Genomic DNA, 9,580 nt, shown 5'->3' on the forward strand with positions numbered 1-9,580 from the left:
GTATTGGCACAAGCAACTCAGCCCATGGCCGTTTCGGATCAGCTTCTATCTAAGCTGGCTGTTTTATCGCAGCAGAAACAATGGATTTTGTTTACAGCAGACTGCCCTCGTCCAGACTTTGAACAACTCACTGCTTCTAATATTTGCTGTAGAAACGTGATTCAAATGAAGCCTTCTCAACAGCTTTCAGAAGTCGAGATCGTGATCAAAGCCATTCGATCAGGCAATGCCAGTGCTGTTGTTGCATCAAATAAAATTGCACTTATGAATCAATCTATGTTACGCGACATGGCGCAGCGCTATCAGTGTGAAGTCTTTTTCGTCGAAGGCAGAGTTAATAAGTACCACTAATAAGTTCGACGTTATCCATCCTGCATCTCGCCTCCTTTTTAAGGAGGCTTTTTTTGTATTAAAGAAAACAAGCAAACGTTTGCTTTTTCTCTGGCGAGTTAAAATAGTTCTGGTATGATGCCCACATTCGATTTATTCAGCGCCCACATTTTGCTGAATATCTTCTCTTTCTGACGTTTGATTAAGATGATAGGAATGTCGCAATGAGCCTTGCTAATCAAGTACTTGCCGTCAATGACGACCTGCCAATTCGCACCCATAAACCCGTTCATAGCGGAAAAGTTCGTTCAGTTTACTGGTTAACTGAAGAAGACAGCGCCCGACTGATCAAAGAAAAAGGATACGATGTTGCTCCAGATGCGCCTTTGGCTATCATGGTAATTAGCGACCGAATCTCTGCATTCGATTGTATTTGGCATGCTGAAGGTGGTCTTAATGGTGTACCGGGTAAAGGGGCTGCGCTTAATGCGATTTCTAATCACTGGTTCAAACTGTTCAAAGAAAATGGCTTAGCAGATAGCCATATTCTAGACATTCCTCACCCTTTTGTTTGGATTGTACAAAAAGCCAAACCGGTAAAAATCGAAGCCATCTGCCGCAAATACATCACGGGTTCGATGTGGCGCGCTTACGCAAATGGCGAGCGCGAGTTTTGTGGAATCCAACTTCCTGAAGGGTTAGAAAAAGACAAAGCACTACCAGAGTTGCTCATGACCCCATCCACAAAAGGCATTCTAAAAGGCATTCCCGGTGTGCCAGAAGCGGATGACGTGAATATTACTCGTCAAAACATCGTAGACAACTACGAAGCATTTAACTTCTCAAGTGCCGACGATATCGCACTCTACGAAAAACTGCTGAAAGAAGGCTTTAACGTTATCAGCCAAGCGTTAGAAGCAATCGACCAAATCTTTGTCGATACCAAATTCGAATTTGGTTATGTTCATGATGCTGCTGGCAATGAAAAGCTGATTTACATGGATGAAGTGGGTACACCAGACTCGTCTCGTATATGGGATGCTAAAGAGTACCAAGCAGGTCAAATCGTAGAGAACTCAAAAGAAGGCTTCCGCCAGTTTCTACTTAACCACTTCCCTGACCCAGATATCTTGCTAAACAAAGAACGTATGCCAGAGCGCGAAGCACTCGCTCGTGATAATGCTTTACCCGTCGAATCTTTGATGGCGGTTTCGAGCACCTACATTGGTATTGCCGAGAAGATTACAGGCAAGCCGATTCATTTGAGTGAGAATCCGAAAGCGGAAATCATCGAAGTACTGAGCAAAGAATACGGATTGATTGACTAGCACTGTCGCCAGATTGCTAAACGCTTTCCAATAAAAAGTCCGCACTAGCTTGCGGACTTTTTTCGTATTAGGCTCAGTTTAGCCGATATTTAACGTAGTGCCATCTGTTGTAGAGGCTGACTTAGTCGTCACCTGATATGTTTTGTCTTTAATCGTTGATACGAAATACCAGGTCGACTCTGCCTTGTCGGGCGTAAAAGTAACGCGCATAAAGCCACGCTGTTTGATGTCTGCCCACTGTAATTCTGACACTAAGTGCGGCAACGTGTATTCCATTTGAGCGATCGCAACAGGATCTAACGCTAGGTAGGCCTCTAGCCCAGGGGAACTCACCGAGCTAGTTGCAAACTCTATCCCGATAGGATGCTTAGATACGTCTTTAAGCTCACTTGCCCATGCGTTGTGCGTATCTCCTGCCAAGCAGACAAAGTTACCACTGCTGGCTTTGGCCAGTTGATAAACTTTCTCTCGCTCAACGTAGTAACCATCCCATGCATCTAGGTTATATGGCAAAGCAATGGTATCTGAACTTGGGTCAGAGAGATAACCCGTAATCGCAGAGCTTACCGCTAATAACGCCTCTGTTTTTTGTTCTTCAGTGGCAGTAAACAATTGAAACATAGCGGCCATCACCGAACTTGGCAGCTCCATACGAGACATTAACACTTGTTGCCCTAGCACATTCCAAGTTGCGTCGTGCGTACTGAACGCATCCATCAGCCAAGCGAGTTGGTCAGCGCCTAACAGCTCTCGGTCTTCACTGCGCGACTGAGCAACTAAACCGCCAATAGCTTCCATCGTTGGTGAGCTGAGCGAGAAGTAATCCAACGGTTTATCACGCCCCACAAGTCGCGTGTCGAGCATCATCAAATTGACTAAACTTCCAAACGAAAACTGACGGTAAATCAGCATGTTTGAGAAAGTGTTTTCACGAACTGGCAACCATTCTGTCCACGCGGCAGCCGCAGCTGCACGACGATCATTAAAGCTGCCTTCCTCTTCTTGATGGTTTTCCGCACCATTTTTCCAAGTATCATTTGCAAGCTCATGGTCATCCCAGACAGCAATCATTGGTAGGCTCGCATGTAACGCTTGCAGATCAGCATCTTGGCGATATTGCGCATACCGTTTTCGGTAATCATCTAAGGTAATGCATTCAGTGCCTTTGCTTGGCTCTCGCCCTAGAGCCTCAGCATCTTCACTAGCGTAGACACCAGTACCATACTCATAAATGTAATCACCGAGATGAAGCACCACATCAAACGGGTCTTGTTCATGTTGATTTAAGATCTCTCGATACACATGGAAATAGCCTGCAGGATAGTTTGCACAAGAAACAACCGCCATGGATGCCTTTTCTACACCATCCTCTGATAATGTTTGAGTTTGCCCGACTTCGCTAGTGACATCTCCAACCATGAATCGATAGTAGTAGCGAGAATTTGCGTTGAGGTTTTGAACATCAACTTTTACCGTAAAATCTCGGCTCGTGTCCGTGGCAAAAATGCCACTTTGCACGATATCAGTAAAATTTTCGTTAGATGAAACTTGCCAGCTTACATCTGCGTAGCTCGATGAGGTCGTAACACGAGTCCAAATGATTACTTGTGTTTGAGTAGGATCTCCACTCGCCACTCCGTGCTCAAAGGTAACCGCAACAGATTCACTAGCATCGCTACCACAGCCCACCAACCCGGTAACAATCGCCGTTGAAGAGGCAGCTTTCATAAAGTCTCGACGAGACAAAGACATATTGACTTCCTTTCTTATTGTGTTTGTTTTTATGCCCAAATGACGTGGTGACTCAATCATCCTTGTGTGCCAATAAGGGACGTTAATTCGAACTTACAGTACCAACCACTTAGTCGGTAATTTGTCCTAAAAACACAAAGTTAGAAGCTAGTTATGACAATTGCATTTCCAAACGTTACATTTTTGTTAATTTAAGTGCAAATACTCTATATTCATCACACTTCCAAGACCTGTGACAAAAACCTCAAAATAAAAAAGCGACCTACTTTGAGGTCGCTTTTCATTGCACTATTGTTAAGTGGTACATTTATGAAGTGGAAATGCTCAGCCTAAAACTTGATGTTAAGGACATCTTGTTCTGACGTGTCCACCTTCAACTGACTGCGAGATTCTATGTACTCGATTTGCTGAACATCGAGCGAATATGGCATAACGACTCGCAATTCATTGATCCCTTCATGTTTAGCTAACTGGGTTAAGCGGACCAAATTGGATTCATCACTTTTACGAGAAGACATCGATTTTAATGCGGCATCCCACAACCGATCTTCAGGCTTGCTCAATTCCGCAATGTTCTGTTTCCACATCAAACCGAAAATAGGCGCGATGGTGGCAAATGCCTCTAAAAAGGTCCATTTTTTACTACCTGTTGCCCCTAAAAAGCTAGTGTAGTCGAATTCAATGCACGTCTTTCCTTGTTGATCCATTCTATGCCCCCAACACTCGAAAATGAGATATACCAAATATCGTTCAACTTTTTTGATATAGCAATGGGATATAAAACATTCGTCTTTTATGCACTAATTTACATGCAAAAGGAAATATTAAAACCAGCTTTGTAACAACTGATGTACAGCTTCGCCATATATAAGCATTCAATTGATTAATATTTCAATTAAGAAACTAAAAACAACACATAAGTAACGCTATCAATATGAAATTATTATATATTCACCAAAAAAATATCAATTCTTGTCACAACGTCATCCGCCTACCTACTTCACATCAATCACTCGACTGGCCTTTTTATACTGTATCTTCCAACCAGCCCAGCGTGGCAGCTCCCAACGCTTTGGATCCCCCTTACGGTTTCCCTCTCGATAAACGACCTGTACTAGCTTGCGAGACGCGTAATACTCAACATCCAGTTGGAGTTCTGGCAGCGAAAGTTCTAAAGGGTACTGCTCCGTGAAATCGCCGTATTCCCATTCTGGAACACCGTTAAATGTTAAGTCTTCCGGTTCAAACAACGCCATATCATCGACATTTTCAACGCCTAATGTTTCCAACTGCTCCTTTAACCAACTAGAAAATGTCAAGGAGGCCAAGTCGTTAACCTCTTCTCCTTCGACATTAAGGCCCAATGCGTTGTAGAGTTTCCAGTGTTGGATTTGTTGTTTTCTTTGAGAAGCAAAACCTGGTAACAGTGTCTCGTCTTCTATCATTTCGACAATAGACTGAACAGCAACATCACCTTGTAACGCTTGGTGTTCAGAACAGACTGTTCGCCCGGCGTAGACCAAATGCATCGTTGCTCTTGGCGTCTCTTCTTCATAATTCGTCTCACCTTGTTGCCACTCCCCAAATTCAAGTTCGCGTAATAATGTCAGCGGGATAGGCATCATGACCGATGCGAGGTTTAGTGTTTGCTTAACACCTCGTCCTGGCACGCTATGGCTATCTAGCACGATGGCCGCTTCTTCTTTATCAGGAAAGCGGCTGTTACGCCCAACCAGCATCTCGACTACGCCATTTCCTAGAGCATCTCTTCGACGAGCTCGTCGGACAAACACAAGCTCAGGGTGCAATGAGGCGATGGAGAAAAAGAGCGCTTCACGTTTATATCGAGAGGCAACGTCAAGTTCCGGTAATTCAAATACTTCTCGCATTTGTTTCGCTAAACCTTGTGCCTCTTCGAGTGCGCTGGCATCAATGACAATGCCCGGAAGTCGCTCCCCCCGAACCAAACGGATAAGCAAAGAGGCATCACATCCGTATGGCTCCTCTTGAGATAGAAGCTCAGCAACTTCACCACTTTGTCGCTGATAGAGCTGCGCAGGTACAGATAAGGCGGCAGCCAAATCAATCATTGCTTCCTTCTCTGGCTTCGCTTGAATTCTGGTAACGAGATCGGCAAACAGTGCATCAATGGGTAGTGGATATACTTTTCTCCCGTGCTGCGTGACATTGCCATCCTCATCAATCGCTTCCATGGATAACAACGTCGAATGAGATGCCTCTAGCGACTTTGGGGGAATTGAGTCGAGAAAATCGAGTGTTGAAAGACGGTACCCACAACAAGCCGCTGCCAGCATAGGCTCGACGAGCTCTTCTCTGTGCAATTCTGGAGGCGTCACTAATTCTAAAGGCGCGTGTTCACCATATAGACGAATACAAGCTCCTTCAGCAACACGGCCCGCCCGCCCCATTCGCTGCGCGGCGCTGGCCTTAGAAATGTGGGTCAGCGTTAAAGCTGTGCGACCGTTACGTTGAATGGTTCGACGCTCTAAGCCGCTATCAATGACAACTCGGATGTTAGGTATCGTTAAGGAGGTTTCCGCAACATTGGTTGCCAATACGACTTTTCGTGGTTTTTGCGTAGTTAACGCGCGGTGCCGTTCTTCATCACTAACCGAGGCATGAAGTTTGACCACCATGACATCGCCGCAACTTTGTAACATCTGAGCACATTGGGTGATCTCTTTGCGTCCAGGCAGGAAAACAAGAATATCGCCATCTTCATCTTCCAATGCTTCTTTTACCGCTCTGACAACCTCTTGTTCACATCCCTTCTTATTCGGTAAATAACGGCTGTCTAAAGAACGATGTGTCACTGTGACTGGAAAGCAACGCCCTTCAGATCGCAGACGCTTCGCATTCAGGTAACGCGCTAGCTTTTCGCCCTCCAGCGTAGCGGAAGTGACGATCAACCGATGTTGATTTTCTTGCTTCAAAATTGCGGTTAATAGATCAATATCCCAGCGTCGCTCGTGAAATTCGTCCACTATCACGACATCAAAGTCTGCTAGCTTGCTTTCCGAAAACCAACGCAGTGCAACCCCCGGAGTCACAAATACAACTTCGGTTTTTTCATCAAAGTAGGCATGAAGCTTGATCGCGTAACCGACTTTGCGACCTATTGGCTCTCCTGATTGCTCCGCAAGAAATTCAGCCAGCGAGGTACAAGCAATTCGACGTGGTTCAATAACCAGAACGCGTCCGTGTTTTGCCGCCCACATGGGCAAGCGGGTAGATTTACCCGACCCGGTTTCGGCTTCCACCACAAGATGGTTAAGGCTTACATGATGGTCAAACTCGGCTTGCAGGCTGTCGATAGGTAGTTGAAACATAGAAATTGGATTTGATTTGATGATGCAAAACATTATACCCAAGTAAAAAAATCCTGCTTTAGGTATCTCTAAACAACCAATATTGCCGATATTTTCGTCGGTATCTGAATTTTTTTGCGACATTACATTGATGTGCATCAACGCATGTTTACAACTAAATAGTGAACCCGTTAAAATTTGGTGCGCATCCTTCAACCCTACATAAGGCACCCAATGAACAACGATAAACGCCCACTATATATTCCATATGCGGGTCCGGCTCTTTTAGCAACCCCTCTTTTGAACAAAGGCAGTGCATTCTCTGCTGAAGAACGTAGTTCATTCAACTTAGAAGGTCTGCTTCCAGAGTCGACCGAAACTATCCAAGAGCAGGTGGAACGTGCCTACCAGCAATACAAAAGTTTCGAAAGCGATATGGATAAGCACATTTATCTGCGTAATATCCAAGACACCAACGAAACATTGTATTACCGCCTAGTGCAAAATCACATTTCTGAGATGATGCCTATCATCTACACGCCGACTGTTGGCGCAGCATGTGAAAACTTCTCTAACATTTACCGTCGTGGTCGCGGTCTGTTCATTTCATACCCGAACCGTGACCGTATTGACGACTTGCTGAACAACGCAGCAAACCACAACGTTAAAGTGATTGTTGTGACAGATGGCGAACGTATCCTTGGCTTGGGTGACCAAGGTATCGGCGGCATGGGTATTCCAATCGGTAAACTGTCACTATATACCGCGTGTGGTGGTATCAGCCCTGCTTACACGCTACCAATCGTTCTTGATGTGGGTACCAATAACCCGCAACGCTTAGCTGATCCGATGTACATGGGCTGGCGTCATCCTCGTATTACGGGTGCAGAATACGATGCATTTGTAGAAGAGTTTATCCAAGCGGTACAGCGCCGTTGGCCTGATGCTTTGATCCAGTTCGAAGACTTTGCTCAGAAAAATGCGATGCCTCTTCTTGAGCGTTACAAAGATCGCGTGTGCTGCTTCAATGATGATATTCAAGGTACGGCGGCCATTACTGTTGGCTCTCTACTTGCCGCCTGTAAAGCAGCAGGAACTCAGCTTTCTAAACAACGTATCACCTTCTTGGGCGCTGGCTCTGCTGGTTGCGGTATCGCAGAAGCGATCATCGCACAAATGGTATCGGAAGGGATTTCTGACGAGCAAGCTCGCTCACAAGTTTACATGGTTGACCGTTGGGGTCTGTTACAAGAAGGCATGCCTAACCTTCTTGATTTCCAACAACGCTTGGTGCAAAAGCATATCAATACGAAAGAGTGGGAAAATGAAGGAAATGGCTTCTCACTACTCGATGTTATGCGTAACGCCAAACCAACGGTACTAATTGGTGTTTCTGGTGCTCCTGGCCTATTTAGCCAAGAAGTCATCGAAGAAATGCATAAACACTGTAAGCGTCCGATTGTCTTCCCACTGTCGAACCCAACAAGCCGCGTAGAAGCAACACCGAACGACATCATTCGTTGGACAAATGGTGAAGCACTGGTTGCAACAGGTAGCCCATTTGAGCCTGTGGTTCATGAAGGTCGCACTTACCCTATTGCCCAATGTAACAACAGCTACATCTTCCCTGGCATTGGCCTTGGTGTACTTGCTGTAAACGCAAAACGTGTCACCGACGAGATGCTAATGGAATCAAGCCGTGCGCTCGCAACATGCTCTCCTCTAGCAATCAACGGTCGTGGTGCGCTACTTCCACCGTTGGAAGAGATCCACTCGGTATCGAAAAAGATCGCGTTTGCTGTTGGTAAGAAGGCAATCGAACAAGGTGTCGCATTAGAAATCACTGATGAAGCATTAAACGTGGCGATTGAACAATCGTTCTGGCAACCGGTTTACCGTCGCTACAAACGCACTGCGTTTTAAGCTTGAGACATTTCGTTTAATAATTAGCCCCTACCATGTAGGGGCTTTTATTTTTTTATCATCCTAACCAGATTTTGGCATAAATGGGCTTCTCTCTTTTTGTTTCTATCAGATATGATGAGAACTACATTTTTAGTTAAGGATATAAAACGTTTTGTTGTTTTCTCGCATAAGATCAAAGTGGAAGCTGAAATTTTTCTGGAAGCGACTTGCTTTGATTTTGTCGTTCTCTGTACTTAGTCTGCTTGTTTCTGTTATTGCCATCGACCGGTGGGTGGTTTTACAAGCCAAAGAAAGCATTTTCACTGAATACGAACAAATACCTCAACATGAGGTTGCTGTGGTTCTCGGTACCAGTAAATACATCGGTAAGATCCTCAACACTTACTACACTCATCGCATTAATGCGGCGATTGAGCTTTACAACCAAGGCAAAGTAAAACAGTTTTTATTGAGTGGCGATAACGCCCATCGCTCCTACAACGAACCGTGGACGATGAAACGCGACTTACTTAAAGCCGGTGTGCCTGAGGAAGTGATTCACCTTGATTATGCTGGCTTTCGTACTCTAGATTCGATTGTGAGGGCGAAAAAGATTTTTGCTTCGGAGCGCTTTCTGATTGTGACTCAGCGCTTTCATTGTGAGCGAGCGCTGTTTATTGCCGATGCTTACAACATTGATGCGCAGTGTCTTGCGGTAGCAGGACCTACGACAAACAAACAAAAAACATCAATGCGTATTCGAGAGTTGCTCGCCCGTGTGAAAGCCTTTTTAGACCTCTACATTATTAATACGCAGCCCAAGTTTCTTGGTCCTCAAGAGCCTATCGTTGCAGTAAAAGAGCTTGAAAAAATCTCTAATGAGCCTCTGCAAGTTCCCGTCGAATAGAGTAACAACGTAGCTCACAAGGCTAATAA

Annotated in this window: 7 protein-coding genes; 4 read left to right on the top strand and 3 right to left on the bottom strand. The window is 45.1% G+C overall.

What is annotated here, in order from left to right; genetic code table 11:
• Both CAG69_RS19810 and CAG69_RS19815 read left to right on the top strand, forming a co-directional pair.
• The coding region (locus CAG69_RS19810; protein ID WP_161445820.1) for a SulA-like leucine-rich domain-containing protein at positions 1–351 on the top strand (351 nt) is incomplete at its 5' end.
• Positions 352–554: 203 nt separating this feature from the next.
• The gene (locus tag CAG69_RS19815; protein ID WP_161445822.1) at positions 555–1,658 is read left to right on the top strand and encodes a phosphoribosylaminoimidazolesuccinocarboxamide synthase; all 1,104 of its coding nucleotides are present in this window, start codon (positions 555–557) and stop codon (positions 1,656–1,658) included.
• A gap of 78 nt (positions 1,659–1,736) precedes the next feature.
• Here CAG69_RS19815 and CAG69_RS19820 read toward each other — a convergent pair whose 3' ends face one another.
• The 3 genes from CAG69_RS19820 to CAG69_RS19830 all read right to left on the bottom strand — a co-directional run bounded on the left by CAG69_RS19820 (position 1,737) and on the right by CAG69_RS19830 (position 6,760).
• Positions 1,737–3,410 carry an alkaline phosphatase D family protein gene (locus CAG69_RS19820; protein ID WP_161445824.1) on the bottom strand — a complete coding sequence of 558 codons (1,674 nt, stop codon included), beginning with the start codon at positions 3,408–3,410 and terminating at the stop codon, positions 1,737–1,739.
• 329 nt (positions 3,411–3,739) lie between these two features.
• Positions 3,740–4,117 (bottom strand): hypothetical protein, encoded by a 378-nt coding sequence (locus CAG69_RS19825; RefSeq protein ID WP_005377965.1) that lies wholly within the window; start codon positions 4,115–4,117, stop codon positions 3,740–3,742.
• 288 nt (positions 4,118–4,405) lie between these two features.
• Entirely contained in the window at positions 4,406–6,760 is a 2,355-nt protein-coding gene (locus CAG69_RS19830) for a helicase-related protein (RefSeq protein WP_161445826.1), read from the bottom strand.
• A 213-nt stretch (positions 6,761–6,973) separates the two neighbouring features.
• On the opposite strand from CAG69_RS19830, the gene CAG69_RS19835 reads away from it, so the two are divergent.
• Positions 6,974–8,662 carry an NAD-dependent malic enzyme gene (locus CAG69_RS19835; protein ID WP_161445828.1) on the top strand — a complete coding sequence of 563 codons (1,689 nt, stop codon included), beginning with the start codon at positions 6,974–6,976 and terminating at the stop codon, positions 8,660–8,662.
• Positions 8,663–8,816: 154 nt separating this feature from the next.
• Entirely contained in the window at positions 8,817–9,551 is a 735-nt protein-coding gene (locus CAG69_RS19840) for a SanA/YdcF family protein (protein WP_161445830.1), read from the top strand.
• Positions 9,552–9,580: the final 29 nt, after the last annotated feature.

Origin of the sequence: Vibrio sp. V43_P6S15P86, assembly GCF_009904725.1 — a bacterium.
GTDB lineage: Bacteria > Pseudomonadota > Gammaproteobacteria > Enterobacterales > Vibrionaceae > Vibrio > Vibrio diabolicus.

What these genes read in the sequence shown, in the direction of transcription:
- CAG69_RS19815 (WP_161445822.1), top strand. Translation starts at nt 555, where the DNA reads ATGAGCCTTGCTAATCAAGTACTTGCCGTCAATGACGACCTGCCAATT.
- CAG69_RS19820 (WP_161445824.1), bottom strand. Translation starts at nt 3,410, where the DNA reads ATGTCTTTGTCTCGTCGAGACTTTATGAAAGCTGCCTCTTCAACGGCG.
- CAG69_RS19825 (WP_005377965.1), bottom strand. Translation starts at nt 4,117, where the DNA reads ATGGATCAACAAGGAAAGACGTGCATTGAATTCGACTACACTAGCTTT.
- CAG69_RS19830 (WP_161445826.1), bottom strand. Translation starts at nt 6,760, where the DNA reads ATGTTTCAACTACCTATCGACAGCCTGCAAGCCGAGTTTGACCATCAT.
- CAG69_RS19835 (WP_161445828.1), top strand. Translation starts at nt 6,974, where the DNA reads ATGAACAACGATAAACGCCCACTATATATTCCATATGCGGGTCCGGCT.